Annotated in this window: 25 protein-coding genes; 13 read left to right on the top strand and 12 right to left on the bottom strand. The window is 50.1% G+C overall.

Going from position 1 to position 25,406, the window contains the following annotated elements:
• Nucleotides 1-68 precede the first annotated feature (68 nt).
• On the top strand, nucleotides 69-1,283 hold the full coding sequence (locus BM174_RS18725) for an IS256 family transposase (RefSeq protein ID WP_093925366.1): 1,215 nt from the start codon (nucleotides 69-71) through the stop codon (nucleotides 1,281-1,283).
• A gap of 26 nt (nucleotides 1,284-1,309) precedes the next feature.
• On the opposite strand, the gene BM174_RS18720 is transcribed toward BM174_RS18725, so the two are convergent.
• From BM174_RS18720 to BM174_RS18710, 3 genes are all read right to left on the bottom strand, one after another.
• Entirely contained in the window at nucleotides 1,310-2,065 is a 756-nt protein-coding gene (locus BM174_RS18720) for a DUF3800 domain-containing protein (RefSeq protein ID WP_093925365.1), read from the bottom strand.
• 208 nt (nucleotides 2,066-2,273) lie between these two features.
• The gene (locus BM174_RS18715; protein ID WP_093925364.1) at nucleotides 2,274-2,870 is read right to left on the bottom strand and encodes a BglII/BstYI family type II restriction endonuclease; all 597 of its coding nucleotides are present in this window, start codon (nucleotides 2,868-2,870) and stop codon (nucleotides 2,274-2,276) included.
• A 1-nt stretch (nucleotide 2,871) separates the two neighbouring features.
• A complete protein-coding gene (locus BM174_RS18710; RefSeq protein ID WP_093925369.1) occupies nucleotides 2,872-3,126 on the bottom strand; it encodes a helix-turn-helix domain-containing protein in 255 nt (84 codons plus the stop codon).
• 149 nt (nucleotides 3,127-3,275) lie between these two features.
• Here BM174_RS18710 and BM174_RS18705 point away from each other — a divergent pair, with 149 nt between their 5' ends.
• Nucleotides 3,276-4,412 carry a DNA adenine methylase gene (locus BM174_RS18705; RefSeq protein WP_093925368.1) on the top strand — a complete coding sequence of 379 codons (1,137 nt, stop codon included), beginning with the start codon at nucleotides 3,276-3,278 and terminating at the stop codon, nucleotides 4,410-4,412.
• Between the two features lie 64 nt (nucleotides 4,413-4,476).
• Here the strand turns inward: BM174_RS18705 and BM174_RS18700 are convergent, their stop codons facing one another.
• Nucleotides 4,477-5,841, bottom strand: a complete 1,365-nt coding sequence (locus tag BM174_RS18700) for a hypothetical protein (RefSeq protein WP_093925363.1) — start codon at nucleotides 5,839-5,841, stop codon at nucleotides 4,477-4,479.
• The gene (locus BM174_RS18695; RefSeq protein WP_093925362.1) at nucleotides 5,838-6,281 is read right to left on the bottom strand and encodes a hypothetical protein; all 444 of its coding nucleotides are present in this window, start codon (nucleotides 6,279-6,281) and stop codon (nucleotides 5,838-5,840) included. Before BM174_RS18695 ends, BM174_RS18700 begins: the two co-directional genes overlap by 4 nt.
• A gap of 468 nt (nucleotides 6,282-6,749) precedes the next feature.
• Here BM174_RS18695 and BM174_RS18690 point away from each other — a divergent pair, with 468 nt between their 5' ends.
• Nucleotides 6,750-7,601, top strand: a complete 852-nt coding sequence (locus BM174_RS18690; RefSeq protein WP_093925361.1) for a hypothetical protein — start codon at nucleotides 6,750-6,752, stop codon at nucleotides 7,599-7,601.
• Between the two features lie 483 nt (nucleotides 7,602-8,084).
• Here BM174_RS18690 and BM174_RS18685 read toward each other — a convergent pair whose 3' ends face one another.
• On the bottom strand, nucleotides 8,085-9,809 hold the full coding sequence (locus tag BM174_RS18685) for a hypothetical protein (RefSeq protein ID WP_093925360.1): 1,725 nt from the start codon (nucleotides 9,807-9,809) through the stop codon (nucleotides 8,085-8,087).
• Between the two features lie 1,042 nt (nucleotides 9,810-10,851).
• Between BM174_RS18685 and BM174_RS18680 the strand changes: the two genes are divergently transcribed.
• The 3 genes from BM174_RS18680 to BM174_RS18670 are packed head-to-tail and all read left to right on the top strand — an operon-like array spanning nucleotide 10,852 to nucleotide 14,243.
• Nucleotides 10,852-11,835 (top strand): helix-turn-helix domain-containing protein, encoded by a 984-nt coding sequence (locus BM174_RS18680; protein ID WP_093925359.1) that lies wholly within the window; start codon nucleotides 10,852-10,854, stop codon nucleotides 11,833-11,835.
• Between the two features lie 23 nt (nucleotides 11,836-11,858).
• A complete protein-coding gene (locus BM174_RS18675; protein ID WP_093925358.1) occupies nucleotides 11,859-13,235 on the top strand; it encodes a ParA family protein in 1,377 nt (458 codons plus the stop codon).
• A gap of 3 nt (nucleotides 13,236-13,238) precedes the next feature.
• Entirely contained in the window at nucleotides 13,239-14,243 is a 1,005-nt protein-coding gene (locus BM174_RS18670) for a ParB/RepB/Spo0J family partition protein (protein ID WP_093925357.1), read from the top strand.
• Nucleotides 14,244-14,397: 154 nt separating this feature from the next.
• On the opposite strand, the gene BM174_RS20905 is transcribed toward BM174_RS18670, so the two are convergent.
• Together BM174_RS20905 and BM174_RS18665 are read right to left on the bottom strand one after the other, a co-directional pair.
• Nucleotides 14,398-14,703, bottom strand: coding sequence for a hypothetical protein (locus BM174_RS20905; RefSeq protein WP_143092494.1), 306 nt, complete (start codon nucleotides 14,701-14,703; stop codon nucleotides 14,398-14,400).
• A complete protein-coding gene (locus BM174_RS18665; RefSeq protein ID WP_177209535.1) occupies nucleotides 14,703-15,395 on the bottom strand; it encodes a ParA family protein in 693 nt (230 codons plus the stop codon). Before BM174_RS18665 ends, BM174_RS20905 begins: the two co-directional genes overlap by 1 nt.
• A 644-nt stretch (nucleotides 15,396-16,039) precedes the next feature.
• Here BM174_RS18665 and trpS point away from each other — a divergent pair.
• A complete protein-coding gene (trpS, locus tag BM174_RS18660; protein ID WP_093925355.1) occupies nucleotides 16,040-17,041 on the top strand; it encodes a tryptophan--tRNA ligase in 1,002 nt (333 codons plus the stop codon).
• Nucleotides 17,042-17,340: 299 nt separating this feature from the next.
• Here trpS and BM174_RS18655 read toward each other — a convergent pair whose 3' ends face one another.
• Together BM174_RS18655 and BM174_RS18650 are read right to left on the bottom strand one after the other, a co-directional pair.
• Complete coding sequence (locus tag BM174_RS18655) at nucleotides 17,341-18,249, bottom strand: hypothetical protein (protein ID WP_093925354.1); 909 nt, start codon at nucleotides 18,247-18,249, stop codon at nucleotides 17,341-17,343.
• Nucleotides 18,250-18,441: 192 nt separating this feature from the next.
• Nucleotides 18,442-19,431, bottom strand: coding sequence for a DNA-binding protein (locus tag BM174_RS18650; RefSeq protein WP_177209534.1), 990 nt, complete (start codon nucleotides 19,429-19,431; stop codon nucleotides 18,442-18,444).
• A 190-nt stretch (nucleotides 19,432-19,621) separates the two neighbouring features.
• Between BM174_RS18650 and BM174_RS18645 the strand changes: the two genes are divergently transcribed.
• Nucleotides 19,622-19,987: a hypothetical protein gene (locus BM174_RS18645; protein ID WP_093925352.1), complete on the top strand. Its 366-nt coding sequence runs from the start codon at nucleotides 19,622-19,624 to the stop codon at nucleotides 19,985-19,987.
• 155 nt (nucleotides 19,988-20,142) lie between these two features.
• Here BM174_RS18645 and BM174_RS18640 read toward each other — a convergent pair whose 3' ends face one another.
• A complete protein-coding gene (locus BM174_RS18640) occupies nucleotides 20,143-20,739 on the bottom strand; it encodes a recombinase family protein (RefSeq protein ID WP_093925351.1) in 597 nt (198 codons plus the stop codon).
• Between the two features lie 451 nt (nucleotides 20,740-21,190).
• Here BM174_RS18640 and BM174_RS18635 point away from each other — a divergent pair, with 451 nt between their 5' ends.
• The 5 genes from BM174_RS18635 to BM174_RS18615 all read left to right on the top strand — a co-directional run bounded on the left by BM174_RS18635 (nucleotide 21,191) and on the right by BM174_RS18615 (nucleotide 25,182).
• Complete coding sequence (locus BM174_RS18635) at nucleotides 21,191-21,529, top strand: hypothetical protein (RefSeq protein ID WP_093925350.1); 339 nt, start codon at nucleotides 21,191-21,193, stop codon at nucleotides 21,527-21,529.
• 563 nt (nucleotides 21,530-22,092) lie between these two features.
• Complete coding sequence (locus BM174_RS21630; RefSeq protein ID WP_281244876.1) at nucleotides 22,093-22,215, top strand: hypothetical protein; 123 nt, start codon at nucleotides 22,093-22,095, stop codon at nucleotides 22,213-22,215.
• Between the two features lie 148 nt (nucleotides 22,216-22,363).
• Nucleotides 22,364-22,924, top strand: a complete 561-nt coding sequence (locus BM174_RS18630; RefSeq protein ID WP_093925349.1) for a sigma-70 family RNA polymerase sigma factor — start codon at nucleotides 22,364-22,366, stop codon at nucleotides 22,922-22,924.
• Between the two features lie 157 nt (nucleotides 22,925-23,081).
• The gene (locus tag BM174_RS18625) at nucleotides 23,082-23,531 is read left to right on the top strand and encodes a hypothetical protein (protein ID WP_245766450.1); all 450 of its coding nucleotides are present in this window, start codon (nucleotides 23,082-23,084) and stop codon (nucleotides 23,529-23,531) included.
• Nucleotides 23,532-24,183: 652 nt separating this feature from the next.
• Nucleotides 24,184-25,182 carry an alpha/beta hydrolase gene (locus BM174_RS18615; RefSeq protein ID WP_177209533.1) on the top strand — a complete coding sequence of 333 codons (999 nt, stop codon included), beginning with the start codon at nucleotides 24,184-24,186 and terminating at the stop codon, nucleotides 25,180-25,182.
• 24 nt (nucleotides 25,183-25,206) lie between these two features.
• Here BM174_RS18615 and BM174_RS18610 read toward each other — a convergent pair.
• A partial coding sequence (locus BM174_RS18610; RefSeq protein ID WP_177209532.1) for an ATP-binding protein occupies nucleotides 25,207-25,406 on the bottom strand: 200 nt, incomplete at its 5' end.

The following is a 25,406-nucleotide window of genomic DNA, read 5'->3' as shown; positions in this document are numbered from 1 at the left end:
GAGAGTGTCCGATCTTCTGTGTATGAGTAATTTGGCCCATGCTTCATTAACGAAGGAGCATGACGACAATGACGATATCCAAGGAAGTTTTAGACGAGCTGCTGAGCGGCGTTGAGAACGCGGACGATTTACTGGGCGATCAGGGCTTGATGAAAGAGCTGAAGGTGCGCCTGATGGAACGGATGCTTGGCGCTGAACTGACCGAGCATTTAGGCTATGAGCCTGACACCCAGCCCACAAACCAACAGAGCAACCGCCGCAATGGCACGTCGCGCAAGACGTTGAAGGGCAATGATGGGGCGCTGCCGATTGATGTCCCGCGCGACCGTGATGGCAGTTTTGAACCGGAACTGATCAAGAAGGGTCAAACCCGGATCGACGGTATGGATGACAAGATCATTGGCCTCTATGCAGCCGGATTATCGACCCGCGACATCCGCGCCCATCTCGAAGAGGTCTACGGGCTGAAGGTGTCTGCCGATCTTGTCAGCCGCGTCACAGATGCCGTTCTGGCGGAAGTATCAGACTGGCAGAACCGGGCTCTGGAGCCGATGTATCCCATTGTTTTCCTTGATGCTCTTCGGGTCAAAATCCGCGATGCGGAAAGCCGTCAGGTCAAGAACAAAGCCGTTTACGTAGCCCTGGGCGTCACTCCTGAGGGCGAACGTGAGGTTCTGGGGCTATGGGTTGCCAATAATGAAGGGGCAAAATTCTGGCTCTCGGTGATGAACAATTTGCGCAACCGGGGCGTCGAAGACATCCTGATCGCCGTTGTGGACGGCCTCAAGGGCTTTCCAGATGCCATCAATGCCGCATTCCCTGAGACCACAGTCCAAACCTGCATTGTCCACCTCGTGCGCCATTCCCTGAACTTCTGCGGATGGAAAGATCGCAAGAACGTCGCAAAAGACCTCAAGCGGATTTATCAAGCCACGGATGACACCGAGGCGGAGAAAGCCCTTGCTGATTTTGAGGCCGAATGGGGCCAAAAGTACCCGTCAATCGCTCCAAGCTGGCGACGCGCGTGGCAAGAAGTCATCCCGTTCTTCGCCTTCCCACCAGCAGTGCGCAAAATCATCTACACGACAAATGCGATTGAAAGCCTGAACCGCGTCATCCGAAAAACCACCAAAACGCGCGGTAGCTTTCCCACTGATGATGCTGCGACAAAGCTGATCTATCTGGCCATCCGCAGTTTTGAGAAGACAGGCAGGGCCGTCAGAGAATGGGTTGCTGCCCGCAATCAGTTCGCTATCCTATACCCAGAACGGTTCAACAAATGAGCCGCCAAACTCGCATGGGCTAAGCCTCATACACAGAGTTTCGGATACTCCCCAGTCTTTCGAGAGTCTCTGATCCGACAATATACGTCGAACTTCTTGTCGTAGGGGTGCCTCGCCATAGCGTAAAGATATGAATCTGCTACCTGTAACATAGAGTTGCTCTTGGGCTTATATTCTATGCCTGAAAGCGTCTCCGCGAACTCAGCTTGGGTAAGCGGGCCATATTTGTCTGAGCGCTCCTCGTTGAACCCAAGCCCGTTAGCCTTCAAGCTCGCAAAATATCCTACAATTATCTGGTTGATCCCAGCATCCTGCTCAAAAATGACATTTAATTTACAACCATCTTTTCGCGCAATTTTCGCGGCCCTCTCCACGGAAATATCAAACGCGCTGCGGCACAAAAGCCAACGATCTGGGTTATCTTGTAGATAACCTCGCGCCACGTATCCGGGGCGATCAATGATGCACGAAAGACCAATTACAGGCACAGTTGCGAGCAAAGTCTTGTACTCTCCCCAAAATTTGTGCCGCCTCTCTTCGGGAATTCTGCCAAGCCAAGCAAATTTTTTATGATTTGAGAGCATATCGGTCATATGGAAAGGTGCGGTCACATTCCATTTGTCGGCAAATTCCTGCCGTTTGTCCTTGCATTCTTGGATATCTTCGCTTTTTACCATTATCCCGCCAATACCGAACCAATCTCTATGCTCTCTGTGCAGATCTGGTTTCTGATCAGGATTCCGGTTTCCAGTTTCATCAATGTAGTAGTTATAATAGGCCATTCGTTCTCAACTATTATTATGCTTGATTTGAAATAAGGTAAAAGCCTGCTTTCGTCGACTTATTTAAGCGGCCTGATGTCAAAAACACTTCCAGTTACGCAATAAAGCGCGCTGGCTAACAATTTTGCTCGCACGAACAAGGGTGTATTCGACCACATAATGACAACATTGGATCAGAGCTGTAACAGAGAAGCAGTTCATGAGTTTGCTATATGTCGGCGACAAACGCACCCGATTTAACTGCTATTACCAGTAGAGGGCACCCGCCCGCGCCACCCCCATCAACCTTGGGAATAAGCTTCTTCAGATGGGTTGTGGATGCACCATACTTGTTCCCAATATTACGCGGCTTGAATATATCAGCCTGCAAACCAGAGTCGCGAGTGACGATAATCCCGACACTTATTGCACCGAGAGTGTGAAGCATGCGGAAATTGTTGAGATCGCGATCAAAGAATTCGGTCTTGTTGTTCCATTCGATGTCGAGCGCGATCCGCCCCTTAACGCAATCAATCTTATGGGTGGGGGTCGCGTAGGTTACACCATCAATCATCGTGGCCGTATCAAATCCCTTTTCCGCCCAGCCCCGCTTGTATAGGGCTCCGTCGAGGTATCCTGAGACAAGTGACTTCCCTCCGCCGCCTCGCATTATGCTACTTTCCCTGAGCTCAAACGCGTCTAAGACTTCACATAAGTCTTCAAACTGTTCAGAGAACTCTCCCTTCAAGATGGCCAAGGCATGACGCCATTCTAGGATGCCGTACTTGTCGGAAAATCCTGCTGGGAAATAACTGTACGGGTCCATACTAGCCTTCACTCAATTTCAATTCTTGCTCAAACTGTGCAACGAAGTCGAGCAAGCTAACACCGCAGCACAGCGCGATCTCTCTGACTTCAATCAATGTCAACTTCCGCTGTCCAGCCTCATATTTCGAGACATAGCTTTGGGGATGCCCAAGCTTTTGGGAAAGCTGCGTTTGCGTTAGCTGCGCAGTCACCCTGATACCAATCAGTATCTCCCGTTGAATTGCGTTCTGTGCGTCTTGCTGATCGGTAGCCATTTTTCCACTTGACCCGGAGACCCCATCTTCCATACAAAACACTATCCCGTTTTAGGATAATATTTATATCGGAGTGCGAAGCTTTGCTCACAACTGTCCAAGGCTTAGACTGCCTGAAAGCGCGGGAATACCCAAGCCTTATTAAGTACATGGGGTCTAAGTCTAAGATCATGGGTTTTGTACTTAGTGGCATCAATCACGTGCGCGACGACCGCCCTATATGCGATTTGTTCTCAGGCAGCGGCTCTTTGGCTGGTGCGATTGGGCAACAGGCCACCGTGGTGTCAAACGACATTCAGGCCTACTCTGGTTTGCTCGCTGACACATACAACAGATCACATCGGGATCAATCGACCCCTAGCGCAGATCACCTATTGGGTCTCGCTGGTGAGATCCTAGGACACCGCAAGCGTATGTTGGTAGTAGACTACGATAGCGATATGCCTTTCGCAGTCTTCAACAAACACGAAGAACGTCAGCGTGAGCTTTTAAACAAATCCTTCGATTACAGATGGCACCTCTTCGCAAAGAACTATTCAGGGACTTGGTGGAGCTATGAGCAATGCCTCTGGATTGATGCGCTAAGAGAGGTTGCTGAAGGCTACCGGTCCAAGCCGATCTATCCCGCCATAATGTCTTCGCTGATGTTCGCAATGGCATACGCTAGCCAAGGTACAGGGCATTATGCTCAGTATCGAGATGCCAAAACAAATTCGTCGCATAAGGACATCCTGATCTATCGAAAGCGCTCAATTGGTCAGTATTTCCAGCGGAAGTACAACGACGTGTTGAACTACATCCCTGATCGGCCTGTGGTCATGACACATCAATCCACTGCCCTCGACTTTAAGGACTGCCTGAGTAACTTTGGGGGAGGCACAGTCTATGCTGACCCTCCGTATTGCTTCGTGCATTACAGCCGCTTCTATCATGCATTGGAAACGCTGGTTTTATATGACTTCCCAAAGCTTCAAGTCCAAAGGGGTAAAGTCGTCAAAGGGCGATACCGCGAGGAGCGTCATCAGTCGCCATTCTGCATTCAGTCCCAAGTTCGCGGCGCATTTGAAGACCTTTTTGATGGTGTCAGGACGAGCAACTCGTCCCTTGTGCTCAGCTATTCAAACACTGGGATGATTTCCTTGGACGAGCTTCTGACTATTGGTAAGAAAGTCCTGCCAAATAGGAAAATAGAAGTCATCACTACCGATCATGAGCACATGACAATGGGGCGAAGAGAGGATCGGCAACGCAGTGTAAAGGAGGGGTTACTTCTGGCGCAGGCGTAGGAGGAAATGCATTCTTCCTTCCTCCAATTCTAAACCGGACCCCAAGCGGTTTGAAACTCGGAATTTAGGGTTGCCGCAGGTTGCCCTCCCCTGGACCCTTCTCACCGGCAATTACATTACGCCCGAGATCGCCAAGATCGAAGTTCTCTGTGCCAGATGGGTCAGCGACTCGGCGCGATAACACATCTGAAGCAAACGCACTGCACCGAGCCCTGTTAAAGTGCCCTTTAACTCGGCGACTGTTCAGACTGCGAGCGTTCGGAGAAGCGTTAGTATTTGCGCTTGCTGAGCTTTGACCTCTGCGACTTCCTGCACTAGCTGATTCAGCAGTTCCACTGTCGGATCCCCTTCCCGACCCCCCTCCTCCGGCAGCGGCTCGTCTAACGCGTTGAAGATCTTTTTCACCGTCTCGTAGGTCGAGACGAGAAACTCCTGCTCTTGGTTTGTGAGGTTGCTCTTCTTGGGATTTCGAACCCGTTTTTGTGTTTCTGACATTAGATTTCCTTTCTAAAATTGCTTCGTGTAATGCGTTGCGCGGTAGCCGTGACAAGCGATCTAGAGAGCCAAGGTCGATCTGCCCTGCAAAGACCCTATAGACCCCAGCTTTCTTGCCAGGATGAACTTCGAGACCCAAATCTTCGATGCCTTGAAGGAATGTCTGCATGTCACCACCGGCTGCGAGCCTAAGCAGGTCTTTCTTCACTAAAGTTAGGTTCAGCTTGTCGCGATAATCCACGCCAGTTTTCTTAGAAATGACATCAAGCTTGCGATTTACTGTTTGATGTTCAGCCGTCGAATAAGCTGCATATGCGCGATACTCGAGCCAGTCTTCACGTTTCTTGCCAGCTGCAACGTTGGCTTCTTCCATCGCTGCCTGATATCGCGACAGTTCCAACTCAGGGCGTTCTTTTGTGAGTTGGGTGTAAACTTCTTTGTTGAACCGACCTAGCACGATCTCGTGACTGAAACGCAGCTCTGCAATACGTGCCAGCTTCTCGTCCCGGATTTTGGTGTGCTTATTGTCTAGGACCCGGCCGTTGTCTGTGCTGACTTCCGGGCACGTCAGGTGATAGTGCCATTCGTAACCCTGTAGCGCCTTGCTGTGGTGAGGCTGCTCATCCTGAGCGCGTTGTTTCTTGTGCGCGACAACACAGATCGCGTCTTGCGAGCACTTCGGCACATTGTACTCTCGGACGAACTCGCCGATCAGTTTTGTCAGCTGCGCTGTACTCAATTCTTGGCCGGGCGATAGGATGACATGGCGGACACCGTATGTACGGCCACACATCTGAGCTGACTGGCCCATGATCAAAATGTCTTCTTTGCAGCCCTTCAGCCATTTGACTTCTTCATTCTCTCCTGGATTGCCGACGTAATTCGCAATAGCGCGCGTCTTGCCAGATGGCACTCTGACAGATTTCTGGATCACGCCGCGTCATCCTCGTCGTCCACCAGGTCTCCAGTGATTGCGTTCTTAACAATTGCCATCGTGATCGCGAGCTTATCCAATTTAGACATTAGCTCACGGTACAGAAACGGATCGATGTCGCCGGCTTTTCGAGCAGTGTTGATGTCGCGCATGGCTTGATTGAAGTTGTTGCCGACCCTGTTAATAGCTGCCAGAAATTCCAACCCCCGCAAAATTTGAGCGGACGGCCTACGGTTGTTGCCACGCTTACGTTTGACAGATGGTGAGGCACCGGAATGCTCAAACTCTGAGATGAGGAGATCCCGGATCACGGTCGCATTGCTTACGCTTAGAAGGCGGCCGCGGTTCACAACAAAATCGTAGGTCTCAGCATCCATCCTCACCAGAACTGAGTCCTGCAGCCTACGCTTGTTGCTTCCCTGGCCCTTTTTTGTAGTCATCTTCTTACAACTTTCTTACGTATGCATACAAAATGCATTTACTTGCATGCACTTACATCGTCAGACAGTATGAAAACATTCACACATGCATGATCATGCAAGCTCGACTTTGGGGGTCCACGGGGGTGTAGCCCCCTGGTCAGTATGTGCGTGACGCGGGATGGGCAGAGCCCATTCGCGGATACGGACACAACTGGCTACAGATAGGACCCTCACATTCCCAGATTGCGATCTCAAAACAAAAAGCAAGCTTTGGGCTGTCAGAAGATTAATAAACGGCGCCCAAAACCTTCCTCTTAGACAGCGCTTGGAGGGGGGCTGACGAGAAGTAACTATCGAGGAGGACACCCTCCAAGCCTCCAACCTTCAGGCTCTTCAGGAAGCGATTGACAGGGGCATGCGGGGCACAATTTGCATCAAGCCACCGATTTTCCCATTTGCAGATTTCAACAAAAGAAAGCTGCAACCATGGCAAGGATCATTCCTGCAAAACCACGAGGCACCCCAAAGCAACAAGAGTTCATCACAGAACTCCAATCCTACCTCAGTGATGAATTCATCGTCTTTCAGAACGCACTGATCGACGGCGTCTATCTGATCGGCGCCCCAGGACGACGATGGAGGATCCTGCCGTATTTCGAAGATGGTCGAGATTACATTTGCTCTACCGGCGAAGTTATCACTGCCAGTGGTAATGTAGACTCAAAGGTTTTGCTCAAAGAAGCATTCGCCACAGCAAAAGAATTGGGCATCAAAGATCCGATCTGCGAGCACCTTTACATTAATTGGAAAGAAGATTGCTCAAATTTGTTGAGTAGTACTGGATCTGACCTACTCGACGAGATCGAAGTAACCGATGAGATGCATAAGATTTTCTGTGTTTCAGAACCGGCCTCAGTGACCGCCGCAGACATCAACAATGTGCTTCAAACCGCCTCAAAACTTGCATCAGAGTATATTCCTGGCCACATCACCAAAGCGCAATCTGACTGGCGCAAGAAGCTAGGTGAGCAGAAAGTAGAAGCAGAGGTAGTGGACGTAAGCGGTCCGATCTCACAATTCGTGCTTGGAGACTTCATTAACGATGATAACGACGAGTTGGATTTCGGCGATATCTTCGGGAATGATCGGACGGACTTAGGATTGCCAAGATCGCTACTTCGAGACCTTTTTGAGGATATGAATGAACTCATTCTGTCTGCAATAGACGATGTCACGATAAAAGAAGATGATGGCATCTCAGATGAACTCAGACCGTTGTACATGCTGCTAGCGCGCACAACGCATGTTTTATCACTTCTTAAAAGTGGTGATAGTTAAACTGCTGCCCCATTCAGATCCCTTCTTATACTATAAGACAAGTATAAAATCCTGCCTCCGGCGAGGTATAATATTTACAGCCACAAACCGATACACCCTCATTTATGAATGTGAGGGTGTATTTTAGAGCGAACGGAGCCATGCGAACGCAGAATAAGACTCCACACCTGTCAGAGGCTGGATGACGAGCTCTGACAGGCTTTCTAAGCGCTGTTCGCGTTATGATGACGTCACACTCGCTATCGAGCCTGATACCACCTTTAAACAGCCACGAGAGGCGCCCTGGAGGCCGCATGACGGTTGATGGGGCGCCCTCAGTACACTTGATGTGCTGAATGATACTTACTCGATGCAGCTCACTCATCATAAGCAGCCCCTCTTATACTATAAGACAAGTATAAAATCCTGCCTCCGGCGAGGTATAATATTTACAGCCACAAACCGATACACCCTCACAAACACCTTTGACGAATCAGAGGATCGTCAAAGGTGTTTCAAAATGCGCTGAACTTTAGACGGTGTCATGTTCAACTCTTTTGCTGCTGCGCGAATAGACCAGTTTTGACTGTCCATTTTGTTGCGCAGAGCATGTGCTTCCCGCTTCGCAGTTGAAGCGATCTCTTCGCGCGAACGCGGAGTAGTCGTCTGCTGACGCTGTGATGCTGCTCTGTTGCGACGCCGCTCACGACGCAGATCCGGGGCAATCAATATTCTTAGATCAGCAGCGCGCATTTCCTCTTCAGAAATGTTCAAATACTTGATCATTGTTTTGACAGAATAGCGATAAAGCAGTGATTTTTGACTGGGATCGTAGTATTTTAGACATAATGATGCCGGATCGATGCCGTCGGCTTGAGCTTGCAGCAGCTTCACCTGCTGATCCGCCCTTTGTATGACCGTTGACATATATGACATCGCTTCGTCTTCACTCAGACCTATCGACTTACCTTGTTTCTTAATCTCTTTTATGAGAACTGGGATCGCATTGATGTGTGCAAAGCTGGACATACGAATGAGTAGCCACTTGTCACGCATGCCATCATCAATTGCACGATTTGCACCCCACCTCAGCTCACGCAACTTATCGAGATCTTCAACAATTGTGTGCTCTCTACTGCGTTGTCCGCGGTGTTTCTTCCTTGCAGATCGTGCAGCTCTGAATTTTAGATTCTCGCGCGCCCAGATCTTGCCTTGCACTTCGTATTTTTCTTGAGCAATCGCGAGATACTGTTCGCGACAGATCGGAAGGATTTTATCAGAAAGTTCGTCTATATCGTAGCGCATTATTTCGCCGGTTGCAGTCTTGTTGACGTAAAGCGGGTAAGCTACTTCAAGAGATTTACTATTTACTGTGCCCGCCACACGTAAGACTCTTGCTATATCGACGACAGCAGGATCGGGCTGAAAATCTCTGAAAATATCCATCAATTCGTTCATCATGAGCTTCCATCGAGCTAAAACACAGCCTTTCGTACTATTCACTTTATGATGTTTATCTAACAGCCAGACTGGGCTGATGCCGCGTCCAGTGAACATTATGTATGTCGGACGCGGCTTGTCGAGCAAATCACACGACGATAAAAATGCCGCTGCGATTTGTCGATGATCTAAGTCATGATTATATAAGTTATCAAAGTCGAGCCACAGCGCGCTCACGTGATGCGCGTTAGACTGGTCGCGCTTGTAACGCATTACTTGCGTCAAAAGTTTTTCTGGAACGCCGACCTCTTTTTCTTTTTTTCTCAAATTGATTTGCGGACCAAAATAAAGTGGATTGCCGAATTCGGACATCGACACGTACACGTCTTTCTGCCCTGCTAAGCTGTCGAGATAACTCATCATCACGAAATCAGGATCATCACCAGATAGACGCCGAGTCTGAAAACTCCGCGGTCTCCAAGCGCGTCCTTCCTTCACGTTTTTCCGAATTGAAGGATACTCAGCTATCCACGCCTCGATCTCTTCTTCCGTCAGGCCTGCAATGTGAGACTCAAAGTTCCGCTCAATAGAGAAGAAATTATTCTTATCAGGCGACTGGCCGTGCAGAAGCTCAATGTGTTCGACGGGATCCCAGCGTTCTGGCTCACAGTATACTTGTCGATAATACTCTAAGTAGTTTGGAAGCGTTTCACACTCGATCCACAGCTTGATCGTGTTAGAGGGAAACGAATGTAGTTGATGAGTAGTCTTACGATTTAGCTGTGACACCCGGAGCCAGCGTCTTTCTGGCCTGCCGCTTCTACTCTGGTTAGAGTGCGCGCACGTGGTAATAGCAAAATTGCTAAAGCGGAATTTGGACTATTATTTTTGTTATAATTGTACATACTCGGTTCCTGCCTTGCGATAATATCTCTAGCAGCAGCCATGCAGCAGAAAGAAACTATCTCGGATGAGATCACCCGTTTTTTGCAAATATGTTTGCAGTCTGAGTAATACAACAAAGCCCCGGTTTGGATCGTTAAGAACTTATTAAAGATGGCAGAATATTCTGTGAGAAACTATTAACGACACAACAACTAGGAAAGAAAATGGGTTGCTAAATGCGATAAGCATCGTATATAAAATATGTATCGCGGCTCAGCTTGGAGCAGTCGCGAAAAAGGACTGTAAGGAATCTGCTCGGTTTCACTACAGTTGCAGCAGCCAAAAAAACGTGGAGCTCGGCAGAGAAATCTGTCGAGTTTTCGCATTTTTGAGGAGTAACATTCGTAACTCTGCCTTCCGCGGCCGTCGGACAATGCGCTGTGACTGTAATCGAGGTGATTGTTATAGATGTAGACCCACACTTGTCTCACACCGGCACAGACGCCAGACTCAGCCCTCAGATTCGGTGGGACCGCAAAATATGGTGTCTAACATGGTCAAAAAGCCACAAACACCACCCTGACATAGGGTGCACACCTCCCCTGCCCTTCTCAGCACGAAATATGAATTCTTATAAAATTCAGATGGTTAGAAAGCTGAAATGAGTTGGGCCTTTAAGTAACCCGATAATTATTCAGAAAGTGCTTGCTCTAACATGCCATTTTGGGGAACAAATGGCATCAATAGAACAGGACCGAAAAGGTCGAGTGGCAGGAGAGAGCAGATGACCTAGCCCCAGACGAACGAAAGCCGCACAGCGTCAACTGTACGGCTTCCTAAGTAAAATTGCTGTTCTGCAAATCTAGTGATGTGGATTTCAGAATAGCGCCACACCCCCACTGTCGCAAGCAATAGTTGACACTATTTTTGCGAGATCGGAGAAATTATGTCCGCTGCGCTGAATTTAGACACTAACAAGGGTTTTCTCGCCCTCCCGCCAGCACTTCTTGAGCTCGAAATGACCCCCGGCGCGTTTCGGGTTCTTTCATATCTATGCAATTTGGCCGACAAGAAGGGATGGTCTTGGCCGACCCTTAAGCAGATTGGCGCTAAGATGAAGCGCGGTAACGCGGCGATCAGTGGATATATCGAAGAGTTGCGAGACCTTGGTCTGATTACAACCGAGACCCAAACTATGGCGAGCGGGTACAACTATCGCCTCAAGTATTTCGTCACTTTTTGGAGTGCTTGGATCACGACGCTTAAAGAAAGATCGACAAAGGGGAAATCTAGCGCGAAGGCCCCTACCCTAGTTCGACAGACTGAACGCAGCGTTTGCTCTAGTGAACGCCTTACTTCGTATAAACACAAAATACATGAAACACACACTTCTGTGCCGGACACTTCGGATCGTTCATCCAAGCCTGGCCCAGTCACAGCCGCGGCAGACGTGGTGGTGGAGAAGATTTACTTAGAATGGCTGGAGTGCACGCGTGGCGCACCATTCGGACAATTCTCTAAGCCCGTCTCAGAAGATCTAGTAATGCGCACCGAAGCTATCTTGCAGAGCCACGCCATTGTGCGCGACGAACAGGTTCCAAGGGCAGTTATGTCCGAGACCCTGAGCGCGACTTGGCAGGGTCTCGGCGTTGAATGTCCTGCAGAGACACTGAATGCCCAAGTTCAATGCCTTTCGACGCGCAACTTCTCGCAGCTAGGTTTAGATACTCTCACGGCGAATATTCGCGATATCTGGAAGCACTTTTGGAAGTACCCGCCCGCTCCTCGGCAGTTTGAGGAGCTAGTTAGTGCGGCGTCTGGGACAATTCCGCAACAAAGCCGGCTCAGAGTAATAAAATCTAACTTGAAAAGCTGGAGATCGAAGAAACAGCTGTTGGTCAGCTCTCCAGCATGTTGTATTCTGGCGTAAAGTAGATCGAAAGGAACAGGCAGATGTCAGAGGCCTTAGCAGTACCAGATGCCAGTGTAGCTGATCCAGTCATAGAAAGGCAAAGCACCCTCCAGTTTGTCGATAAAATTTCGATGGCGATGGGCCAACTCGACACTAGAGTTCATCGCGACGAGACACTCAGCAAGCGGGTCACGCGAAGGTTTTCCAAAAATGAAGTGGCATCGTTCATGGGGATTCAGACCCAAACGCTGGTTGATAAAGGAAATAGCGATGACGACCTTCCCGCCGGCCAGCGTATCGGCAGAGAGACGACTTATTCTCCTTCTGATATGATGCAGATGCGTGGCATGCTAGGCTCGAGATCGACACGGAGGCGGGAATATATTCATTGGCGGCAGCCTGAGGATCCACTCACTGTAGTTGCCTTCGGTTCTCAGAAAGGTGGCACCGGGAAAAGTCTGTCCGCAGCACACTTCGCTCAGTATCTGAGCTTGGCTTATGGCCTGAGAGTCGGAGTGATCGACGCAGATCCACAGGCGACTGCCAGCCTCTATTTCGCCGATGAAACTACCAAGCTCTTTGATGAGGCGACGCTAACTCTCGCGGACTTTATGGGCGTGGGAGAGCCGGGTGCGCAAAGCAGTGCACCTCGGACACCGGAAGAACTTGATGCGATCTGGCAGCAAACAGCCTGGCCAGGCATCCGACTCATTCCTGGAGGTGCTAACATCCTTAACGGTGACGTTGCGCTTTATCTGAAAGCGCGCTCGAACAAGAAACCATATCGCACTCTTAAAGATGCCATTGACCTTTGGGATCGGTCTTATCCACCAAAAACTGTCCTGAAAGATCTGCGTAACAAGGATGGGTCATTCAACCAAGAAGCATATGAAAATGCTCTCGGTGAGACGCTGGACGTTATCGTTATCGATCAGCAGCCTTCTATCACACTGATGCAATTGAACTGTGTCGTCGCAGCGGACACCTTAATCATTCCGATCACTTTGAAAGGCTTCGATCTGTCCACATTGACTACATACGTAAACTCTCTCGGAGAGTATCTCGCTGTGGTGTGTAGTGCAGAAAAGCAGCTCGAAGTGGGCCGAGGCGGCCATATTGTGCTGCCAACTATCGTTCAGTCTGCAAATGATCGCGACATTGCACAAATCTCTGACTTGCATCTCTGGGCCCCAGGCGGGATCAGCAAGGTGTGGTACGCTCGCTCGGATGCGATTGCAAATGCAGCTGAAGAATACATGTCGATCTATGAGTATACCCCACCAACCAACCGTCGTGCGTCAGCAAAAAGCTTCATGACGAATGCTAATGCTGTAAATGACTACCTCGTCGGCCGTGTTCTTCCCAGCCTGCCAAGTCGTGGGTTCGGAGAAACCTTTGTCAAAGAATTTTGGGGGTAACCGATGGCACGTTTCAAGCCAGCTAAACCAACGGCAGAAGAAGTAGCAGCGGTTGCCGAGGCTGAAAAACCTGTGAAAAGACCCTCCAGCGGCATCATGAATGGCCCAGCGGGAGGAACAATCGAATTCTTAGTTGAGAATCTCTCGGAAGAAGCTGAGATGCTTCGGGCCAATGCTGTTCGCGGAGTTCTTGAAGGGCGCGTCGCTCTCGAGCTCGATCCTCACCAGCTTATCGATGAAGTCGACACTGACCGCCTCGACGCTCTTGGGGGCGCTAAGGATTTCGATAGTCTTGTGCAGAACATCAAAGAGCGCGGGCAGCGGCAGCCCATCCGGGTTAGGCCCGCTGATGCAAATTGGAAGCCAAACGCAGAGAATCCAACACTCACCACCGATACATTTGTCGTCCAAAGCGGCCGGCGGCGTCTCGCTGCATGTCGCATGCTGGGTATTAAAGTTTTAGCATTGGTTTCTACCAATTCGACTACGGAAAATCTAACAGTTGAGGACTTGGTTGAGCGATTTACTGAGAACACTGTGCGCGCCAATTTGACGCCTTGGGAACAAATGTTAAGTATCGGAGAGATTGCTAGCAGCTTTCCTGCGAAGACAACACAGGCATATATCGCGGAACAGATCGGTGTTAATCGTTCTGCAGTCAACCAGGGCAGCAAGTGCTACAAAAACAAAGCCGATCTCGAAGCTTTATCTAAGGATATCGCGGAAGCATCAGTTGAAGAAATCCGTCGCTTGATCTCCCTGCTAGAAAAAGACGCTGAAAAGACGCCGGCAAGGATCAAAATGTCCAGGCGGGCAAATCACGTGACTGTCGCTCGTGAGGGCCAGAGGCTCAATCTGTCGACCGGATTTTCACTCCAAGCATCCCAAGACGGCCAGTTACAAGTTCTGAAAGATGGCGACAAAGCCGCTAGTAAAGCAGACATCATTGCAATGATGGATCTGATCGAGGAAGCACTGTCGAAAGCTAAGATCAAGCCGAAGAAGTAAGTGTTACGGCCGTAACACTTTTGGCAGGCTTTTGAAAAATAAGAGAAAAGCGAGAACCTCTGTTCTGAGGTGCTCGCTTTCATACATTTTCAGACACGATGTATGCATAGTGCATATGCGTGTAAGAATGCTCAGACACGATGTAAGAGTGTTCTTACATCAGGCTCTTTTTGATCAAGAAATCGCGCATCGCTTCATCAAGAGCATCGACTACGCTGACACCGGCGTCATTCGTGTGCTCGTAAAAAAGGTTCAGCATTGAAGTTTCTACACGTGTGCTAAAGCTGTCTCTTGTCACACGCTGTTTGCGCACTTTTCGAACCTTCTCCGGAGCCGCTGATGCAGGGCGTGGCGCAGGCTTAGGAGCTGGGGCAGGGGCCTCGGCTGTGTCAGTGCCACGGCCCCAATCGAGGTTTCCGTTGACCGCGGGGGCCAGGCTTCTGCGTTGTTTTGTAGACATTACGCTACCTCCATTTTGTAGTCGGGCATGATTGCCTGAACGATTTCTAAGACTTCCTCAGCGAATTCGGCTGCGTTTTGCATCGCACCCATTGGGTTTGATCCCATCTCCGTCTTTGGCAGATCGACGAGATCGCCACCAAAATCTGTCAAAGCATTGAATGCTGCGCGCTCAGCGATTGATGTGTGCATGAGCTGCACGTTGAGCTCTTGATATCGTTCACGAAGTGCTTTGACTGCTCTTGTCTCGATATGACGCGTCCGCGTGAGCACTACGGCGGCTGGGATGACCCGGCGTGCCTTACGACCTTCGCTAGCCACCATCGCCAACGTCAGGACGCCGGCTTCGCCGTCCATAGCGCTTCCTTGCACTGGAATTATGACCAAATCGCTAGCGCCAACGGCATTTGCAGTAGCTAGGTTCCCAGTGCCCTCCGAATCTACGATGACAAAATCGACACGCTCAGCTGCATCCATCGCTACGACCGCGACGTCTTCTGCTTTCACCCCACCGATGACCTGAATGTTTGCGGGTCGACCGTCGAGCTCACCCCACTTGTAACTCCACATCAGTGGATCCGCGTCCACAATGACGACGGATAGCCCTTTTCGAGCCAGCTCGCAGGCCAGAGTAATGGAAGTAGTTGTCTTCCCGCAGCCACCTTTTGGGCTTGCAACACTAATAATTGGCATAAAATATCCTTGTGAACACACGCACATACACTTTGTATGCACTTGTAAGAATATAGATGCGAACGTATGAAAATGTGATTAAATGCATGTAGTTACATATGTATGCATTTAAGAAGTTCTTAAGAATTCAGAATGGGTAGGGCAGGGGAGTGCTGTCTGGTTTCAGATTTGAAATCAGACGTTTCATGCGCGAAACATGCCCGTTTCACTGATGAAACATTACTGTTTCAGCAGGGCAGGGGTGTCGTCGATAATCACGAGTTGACGGATATGTCGGTGCAGGTTAACGATGCTTTATGACCTACGCACGCACGCACACACATCTGAGCACCCGAATACCCGTTTAGTTATTAAACGGCTTCGGGAGTGCGCTGGTGCGGGTGAAGGCCTTATAATCCTTTTGCAGTAGATTACTGTTGATCCGGCGGTTCAATTCCGCCCATTCCTACCAAAACGACCATGTTGACTGAGAAACACTGCAAAGGCTATGTGCGCTTTATGAAAACGACGATCATCATTTCCTACATCTGGTGGCTGACCTTCTAAAAAGGCGGCCTGTTTTCACATGACATTTTGGCTGCCGCAGGGCGGCCTTTTTTGTGCGTAATGTTTCTGCGGTAGCCTCATTCTAAGGGGATATCACGATGACTAAAACTATTGTTTTGACTGGGGACCGGACGACTGGATCACTGCATATTGGTCACTATGTAGGATCGCTTAGGAACCGCCTGAAGCTGCAAGACACCCATGTACAGTATCTGCTGCTTGCTGACACCCAAGCGCTCACAGATAACGCGCACAATACAGCAAAAGTGCGCGACAGTGTGCTGGAAGTTGCTCTCGACTATCTTGCTGTCGGCATTGATCCTTTAAAGACGACGATCTGTTTGCAGTCACATCTTCCAGCTCTTGCCGAGCTGTCGATGTTGTATCTGAATTTCGTGACTGTTGCTCGATTAGAGCGGAATCCGACTATTAAGACCGAGATTGAAGCGCGCGGTTTCGGCCGTGCTATTCCCGCGGGATTCTTGTGCTATCCTGCTGCTCAAGCAGCAGACATTACTGCATTCCAAGCAACTGTTGTGCCAGTAGGTGAAGATCAGGCGCCGCTTATCGAGCAAACAAATGAAATCGTAAGGAGGATTAATGCGGAGGCGGGCTATGAAGTGTTGCCAGTAGCACAAGCTTTGATTCCCGCATCGGGCAGGCTCATGGGGATCGATGGTAAGGCAAAGATGTCAAAATCTGGCGGCAACGCGATCCAGCTTTCCGCAAGCCCAGATGAAATCGCGGCTGCTGTGCATGCGATGTTCACGGATCCAAATCATCTGAAGGTAAGTGATCCGGGTCGTGTAGAAGGAAATGTAGTGTTCGCTTATCTCGATGCTTTTGATGACGATGTGATCGCGGTCGAGGAGTTGAAAACGCAATACAGAAATGGGGGGCTGGGAGATAGCAAGATCAAGGCTAGGCTTGATGATATCCTTCAAGACCTCATCGCGCCCATCCGAAGCCGTCGCGCCGAGCTGGCGCAGGATCCTGGCTATGTTCTCGATGTAATTAGGACGGGCACAGCTAAAGCGCGCGAAGTAACTGAAGCAACCAAGCATGAGGTTATGCGAGAGCTCGGATTGTTCAGATTATAAGTTTGCGTACAAACAGTTCGTTTTCGAGCGCTAAAAACGAACTGTCTGTACGCATTGAGTGAACAAAGAGTTCAGAAAATACGCTAGAAAACGAACAAATCTTCAGAAACCCCTTATTTATATAGCGATGCACTTCGAATGCGGTGGCGTAATACATCAAGAGCAGGCCGCTTTCTGATGTTAACATGTGGCCAGCCTCGTTGCCGACCCACTTTGTGATGATCGACGTCGTTCTGGTTCTTAAATAATACGAGATAGCGTATTATTTAAGAATGATGTGAAGAGACATGTCATCTTATTCACAGCTTAGTCAGATCTCGACCTGCCAATTCTGCGCGCAAGGTGATGCCGTCGAGGTGTTCACGCGCAACATAGACAATGTCGATCCCTCGAAATTGTATCTCGCAAAGGGGAACTTGGGATGATCGGCGCAGTCTGGGTGGAGTGTCGACGATATCAGGCATGCCGGGCGCCGCTGGGATTATAGAGATCGTGGGGTAGGTGTGCCGTATCCTGTTTCGATCTTCGAACATCACGGAAAGTTGGTGCTTAGCACCTGTCCTTTGGCGAATTGCAATTCGGTCGATTTCGCGCCTTTCTAGGAAATCTTCTAACGCTGTTACTTCAGCCTCGGCAGTCGTGGTGTCGATATTCTGTCTAGCTTGGAGATAGCTTCTCGCTGCGCTGATGTAGCTTGCAGTCAGCCAGGTCTTCGATGTCCAAGCATCAGTCACAGTGTACTGAATATGAGAGGCGAGGGGCACTTCAGAGCTGGTCAGAGCCGTCAAGTCGCCCTCGGTAATCTGGACCAGCGCATCTGGTCCAACGATCACAGGCAGTGCGGCAATGCGCGAGCCAGCAGCTTTTGTAGACGGACCGTCGATGACTTGCGCATCGAGGTTAGCGATGACGTCATTCGAGGCGCCTACTAGTTCTTCAATTTCCGCAGCGCCGGCGGAGATGTTGCGACCAGTCACTACGACGCGCCTGGCTGCACCGCCGGTGAGGCCAAAGTAGAAGACAAGGTCATCGCCGGCGAGGGATCTTAGAAATCGATGTTCGGCCCACCACATTTTTACTTTAGCGAGATGCAGCTCGTTCTGATGCTCGTCGTGCATGACCTCACCGGTAAGCGGATTCAGCTTGCCAGGAGGGTTAGCAAGCGGCAGAAATTTGTCGCGCGATATGCTGAACTCACTGAAGTGCATCTGAGGATCCTTAAATAATACGTTATATAGTATTACTGTATGAAGGTTTCACTAGCATTAAAGACGTCCAGCTAACGAGTCCGCACCGCAGAAAAAACCGTGCCGGTATAATAATTCTACTGGCACGGTAGGGAGAAGTAGGGGCGTCAGGGCAGGGGCAGTGTTGACATGTATACATGTCAACACTCACAGTTACGGCTTCATCATACTCGTGACATTTGATGCCTCATCACTATCAATCTCCGCGGATTTTGCAGGGGTGAGCTTCTCGACAGCCTTCCTCAGACTCTCGACTTGAACAGAAAGTTTCTCGACGTCCTGGCGCGCGTCGCGAGCGGTAGACTTCTCTTCAGCCAAAGCTGCCTGAGCAGCCGTAGCGGATTTGGCATGGGCGTCTCGATCTCGCGTAACATCTGTAAGTGCTGACTTTGTAGATGTAAGTTCATTGTTAACAGCTGCCAGGGCGGCGTCACGTGCTTTCAGATCTGCTTGCAGTGCAGTGACTTTTGCTTCTACGGCAGCTAGTGCGTCTGTATAAGAAGCTTTGTTATTCGCAAGTGCAGTGCTGTAGCCTTCCTTCGCATCAGTCAGAGCTGCAGCATGCTTTGCCTCACCGTCTGCAAGTGTCTGAAGTTGATCATTCTTCAAAGCCGTTAGTGCGGCCGCATGTGCAGCTTCCGTCTCATCGAGACGCTTTGCATGATCTTTATAGAGAGCTTCGACTTGCTGGGTGAGAGCGTCAGCTTTGCCAACTGCTTGGTCTCGCTCTGCGCGCAATCTGGTGATCTCAGCAGTTGAGGCTGCCGCATCTTCAGCCTGAGTACTTTTTAACTCTGCGAGTTCTGCTTCAAGTTCACTGACAGCTTCTCCCGCGTCGTCCCGCTCAGACGTCAAGCCGTCGATCTGGTTCTTCATGCCTGCGCGCTCGCCGGAAAAGGCAGCTTCTGCTTTAGATCTAACTTTATTGTACAAGTCATCAGCCAGATCAGTAAAAAGGAGCAGAATGTCTGCTGGGGCTTGCTCCGCGACAGTGATCTCTTCAGTCACCGCGCGATAAAGTTCGGCGATAGCATTATAGTTGCCACCGACGAGCTTGTAGATCGCTCTAACTGTGACTTTCTTTCCTTCATCTTCCAGATGCTTGATAGCTGCTCTGACGTTCTTTTCTGTTGCTTGACCCACGATATGCCCCTTTTGGTAACAATGATAACGATTAATAACGTTATTTCTGTTATCAACATAGGCCTTCTGTCAGAATCCGTCAATATAAATCGATATTTAACACCCTTATAGACACAAGTTCTTAACCGCCTTGGTGTTGAAAAAGCGTTATCATTGACTTATATTTTTGATAACACATTTGGGGTATGACATGAAACACTTAGAACGCAATAACATCGAGCAAGAGGTGTCCGCAGGCACGAGCTGGTCAGAGACAGACACAGACACGTCACTATCCCAGGACGATCTTGACAAGATTGTCGAGCTGGAATGGCAACTTCGGAGAAGTTGGGATTTGGCGTGGGAGCGCAATGATATCAGAGTAGATGCTTTGATCGCACATCCATCTTTTGCACACTTGCGTCGCGTGCACGCAGACGATCTTCTGCGCAGCAAGCAACATAGCGCTGCTGATGAGCTACTGATCCACAAGTGGGTCGAGGGGTACTCTTATCTCGCGCTAATAGCGCTTGCTGGCACAGAGATGGATGACGATATCTTCAATGGGAGCGAATGAACGAGACTTGGATTCGTCATTAACGTGTATTACGCACCCGCTCGCGAACTGATCAAGCTGGGCCTGTGGGAGATTCCATTATTTAAATAATACGTTATCTAGTATTATTGAAATAATGGCTAGCTGCCCTTCTAGAAAGGCGGACTACCTGCCGTCTATACCGGAGTGTCCAGCCGCGGCCCTGCTGGCGATGTTGTGTATCCGAGCTCACTGCTGATTTTATAGACCGAAGTCCGACTAATCCCCACTTCCCGCGCGATCTGGCTGACTGGGAGGCCCATCTCGAGGCGCCGCTTCACGTCATCCCGGCTGATCGCTGGTCCCCGGCCTTTGTACTTGCCGGCAACCTTGGCTTTCGCGATGCCTTCTCGCTGACGCTTTCTGATAATAGAGCGTTCGAACTGTGCAAATGATCCGAGCAGATGCATCTGCAGCGTGGCGATTGGATCATCCTGATCAGCGTCGCCGGAGAACACTAGATTTTCAGAAATGAAGTGGATGCTGGCACCAGCCTCATGGATCTGCTTGATGATGTCGAGCAGGTCACTCATCGAGCGTGCAAGCCTGTCGATACTCCAAACATGCACTTCGTCACCCTGCCAGACGAAATCGAGCATCTTCTCCAGCTCAGGCCGCTTCCTCGTCCCAGCTGATAGCTTCTCTTCAAAAACTCGGTCGCAAAATCCGAGATCTTGGCGATCTAGATTCTGATCTTCACTCGAGACCCTGCGATAGCCGATTTTTCTGCTCATGTTTCTTATCCCGCAAACTATAACTCTAGATATATAATGAACTCTGTTAAAACTAGATTAAAAGAACCCTTATTGAACAAATATTCAGAATCCGGCAAATGTTCAGCTAGGCTCCACCCTATTCTGTCATGGCCAAGTATCGGCCGACTTATGGCGGGAAGTGTCACGGAGCGTTAATGCGCGTCTAGCGGCTCGTGGTACTTTAAACCTGATGGCCCATCACCAGCTACACCGGCCGAGGTGCCATCGTTAAATTGCTGAAGCGGTGTGCTTCGGGGAGACTAAGTTGAGCAGAGTTAAGATTTATGCAATAATTGTCGGCAAACTTCGGCGGTCTGCGCCATCGCGTCAGCAAGCATCGCAAAAACAAGAGCATTTGTGTCTGCGGCTCGTGAGATTAAGGTACTTTTTTTGTCGTCGAAGATTTATACTGAAAACTAGGAGATTACGGATGAGGCTATTATATAAAACAATCGCTGTAGCTGGCCTGACGAGCATTGTTTCTGCACCTGTTTTCGCGGCAGCGCACATGAGCTGTGCTGATTTTAAAGCTTTGACGCCGGATGTGCAGGCTGAAGTCGCTTCTTTGGCGATTGCCGAATTTGAGCTCGGTTCGACCAGCGGCGGCGAACCAAAAGCTGTAGAAGCGACAGGCGGAAATGAAGCTGATGCCAACATGTGGATAAAGTTGGCAGACGACGAAACCTTAGAAGCTTTCAAGGCTGTCTGCGATCAAAATTTAGATGCCATGCTGTCCGAAGCTGCTGCCCGCATAAACACCATTAAGTAGACTTAAAAGATGATTTCGCTCAATGGATGTCATAGGGCACCTATCGAGCCTTTAAAATTTCTGCTGGCTATTAGAGAGGCTCATCAAAGCTGGTCGAGCTGGAGATCATCATTAAAAACTCTTACTGGAACACCAAGCACCTCGGTCACGCTGTTGCCAGGCGTCGCGGCATCAACTTGGATAACTCACCCGACCTGCTGGAGTATATCTCGCGACTTGTATGGCCCCACACCATTCTTACGGGCGAATACTGGTGATCAAGAAAGCGATGAAAGCACCTCAGCGTACTTTTCTGCCCCTTCCGGCATCTGTGGCGGCCGATGCAACCTTGGCGCCGCTGATTATGCTCATAGCGCGCTAACGCTTGAGCGAGTTTCGCATGCAGACGTCCAACAAGCTCAGGGGTTAGTACCCCAAACACCGTTACGAAACGGATTACATTAGCAGCCGGGGACAACTTCACCTCGACCTCTTGATCGGATCGTTCCTGGGTTTCGATTGATGGTCTTCGTCCAAGCCCTAAATGGCCGCCAAAGCCCAATAATGAGGGGAGGAACTTTAATATGCGTTGCAACAATGGGATGATCGATTTTGTCGATGTTGCAACCGTCAAATCGGCTGGTGACAGGGCGCTTTCATATTGGGCCTATGCGGCAAATAAGAACACACTGGCCCCTGAAAGTTAACCCGATATTAGGGGGCAAATCACCTCCCCAATACGCCTAAACACCTTTGAAAGTCTGCCATAGCTTTGACTTATTGTCCGTCTGCACCATGTTTGTAAATGACGCGGGACAGTCAGTAATTCGTGCCGCTACGGGGGATATAAGTTGTATGGATCGTGGTGAGATTGAAACGTTGATTACTCGTGTTGCTTTAAACGACAGTGCTGCTTTTGATTTGCTCTATGATAATGTGTCTTCTAAATTATTCGGCGTGTGTTTGCGCGTGCTGGAAACATCGGTTGAAGCCGAAGATGCTTTGCAAGATACTTTCGTCAAAATTTGGCTTCATGCGGATCGATACAAAGTAAACGGCCTTAGCCCGATGACGTGGTTGATAACTATCGCACGCAACACCTCTCTTGACCGATTGCGGGCTCGCAAGAGAGGTCATCAAGACACTGTCCCCTTAATTTATGAAATAGCGGCCAAGGGTCCCGGCCAGGAGCAATCCCTCGTAAACGCCGCTGAGTTGAAGCATCTATCGGACTGTCTAGATCGACTGGAAGACGATTGCGGATCCGCCATACGGGGTGTCTACTTGGACAATCATACTTATGCCGTAATGGCCGACCGTTTCAACATACCGATCAACACCATGCGCACCCGTTTGCGCCGTAGTCTCATCAAATTGCGCAGATGCATGGAGGATACGGGCCTCCACCCGCATTAGATTAATTTGGGTGGGGATCGATAGAATCTCAGACATCTATCTGCAGTCACTGGGAAATAGCTTGGCGATGCCATCTGTAACGTTCACGTGTGGACGGGAACCATCAAACTAATCCCAGAGTTAGTAGGAGATGTAGTCAATCGCACTGGAGCGAAAAATGAATACCGTTTTTAAATCCCTCACAATCGCTGCCATCATGGGCACCGTGTCCGCCCCTGCCTTCGCCGACGCACACATGAGCGCCTCGATGAGCTGCGCTGAATTTAAAGCCCTGGACAGCGAAGACATGATGACAGTTGCCACTATGGCGATTGCCGAAGTCAGTAGTGGCGCTGATGGTCAGAGCCTTGAAGGCGAAGCTATGGCAGTTGAAGCCACAGGTGGCACCACAACTGAAGCCGAAGCGACTGATAGCACTGCCGCAGCAGGCAGCATCAGCGATGGCGAGCCAAAAGCTGTTGAAGCAACTGGTGGTAACGAAGTTGCATCAAATATGGATGCTGAAACCATGACCGAAGAAGACCTCGAAGCATTCATCACTGTCTGCGACCAAAACCTCGACGCGATGGTATCCGAAGCTGCTGCCGGTCTCGACGGGACCAAGTAATCGAACGACCCGTTCGTAACGAAAAAAAGGGGCACCATTTGGTACCCCTTTTTTGTGTCGTAATGTTAGGGCTGGACTCGCCTTAGCGAAGCTGAATCGCGCATCTGAGTTTAGTATCCGAAATTGGAGCAAGTTGCAGCGAAGGTCTGCAATATGCCCTTCGTGAAGGCTGCCGCTTCCGCCCTTAGCTTCTATTTGTACGCGGCCGGTTTAACGACCATTTTAAGCTGTGACTTCAACGGGTGGTCGCAAAGTTTTGTTCTTCTGGGAAAATGGGGTGTTTGGCATGAAGTTTCGTCAACGGTTATTATATACTTTTCAACAAGAGTCAGAGACGTGAGATCGATGGCTGACATGAAAGTCACTAGGATGATTTGGGCGGCGATTTGACCATACGCCGCAATAGATTTTGTCTTATTTGGCGAGAACGTTGGACATTCGGCCACCTTATCGTGCTCGGTCCTGTTTTGCGCTGATGCTGATTGAACGCGACGGAATCTCAAGTGGTCGGACTGCTGAAAAGCCTGGGTCCGGCAGGCATCGCAGATGGGCGAAGATTTTTATATCACTTGGCCGTGAAGCACGCTTAAGTTGGAACGTTCGCTCGTCCCTGACGGTTAATTATGGAAATAGACCGATACAGGACATCCTTATGAAACTCCTCCACACCTTCACGACATCTGCACTTGTTGCCGTCGTTCCCGCCTTTGGTTTCGCGCAAGATACCACTGCACCAACCACCGATATCCCATCTGTTGTGCTCGAACAGACAACGCAGGCCTTTATTGACAGCCTGAAAGGTTCAACTCCAATCAACCAGCTTCCTTACGACGAGGCCCGTCAGGTGTTGATCGACACACAGACCAAGGGCGACGTCGCCATGCCCGACGCTGACGTGAAGGAAATGATGCTGAATGTCGGCCCCACGGGCGAGGTTAAGGTCTATTCCGTGCGTCCTGCAGGCACCGAAGGCGAGACACTGCCGGGAGTGGTTTATTATCACGGCGGTGGTTGGGTATTGGGCAATTTCACCACCCATGAACGTCTGATGCGCGATCTGGCAACACAAGCGAACGCCGCTATGGTATTCGTAGAATACAGCCCCGCGCCGGAGCAGCAGCATCCGGTCCAGTTGGACCAGGACTACGACGTTCTTAAATACGTTGCGGAAAATGCAGCGGAGTTTGGGATCGATCCAAACCAGCTTGCAATTGCGGGCGATTCAGTCGGCGGCCAAATGGTGGCAGTGACGGCAGTGCGCGCCAAGACTGATGGCCCGGCGCTGGATTCGATGGTCTTGTTCTATCCGGTGACGACGGCGGACCTGACCAGCCATTCCTATGAGCTGTTCGCTGACGGCCCGTGGCTGAGCAAAGCGAGCATGGAGTGGTTCTGGGAAGCCTATCTCCCCGAAGGCACTGACAGTTCCGATCCGATGATATCCCCGCTGAACTACAGCGGCGAAGAACTCGCGAACTTGCCGCCAGCGCTGGTCATTACCGATGCAAACGATGTGCTGCGGGACGAAGGCGAGGCCTTTGCTTCGAAATTGACGCTTGCTGGCGTCAAGATGCGTATTCCGGTGCATCCGGCCGGTCATTCCGACAACATCCGGCCACCTAAACCGGTGTATCCGGCCGCCCTTGTTTAGCGGCTGCGAGGCCTGAGTTTTTAGTTAACCGTTTTGGGCGCTTTCGTCACCTGTTTTGAGTTTGGTTTTTCGCATGCTCTGGCCGTCGAGTTCGACGCGATATGCGTTGTGTACGAGACGGTCGAGAATGGCATCTGCGAAGGTAGGTTCACCGATCACGTCATGCCAGGCGTCGATGGGCAATTGGCTGGTGATCAGCGTTGATCCGGCTTCATATCTGTCTT

This window comes from Sulfitobacter brevis (assembly GCF_900112755.1).
Lineage (GTDB): Bacteria > Pseudomonadota > Alphaproteobacteria > Rhodobacterales > Rhodobacteraceae > Sulfitobacter > Sulfitobacter brevis.
The sequence above is the reverse complement of the archived record's forward strand: the minus strand, read 5'-3'. Positions and strand labels throughout refer to the sequence as shown.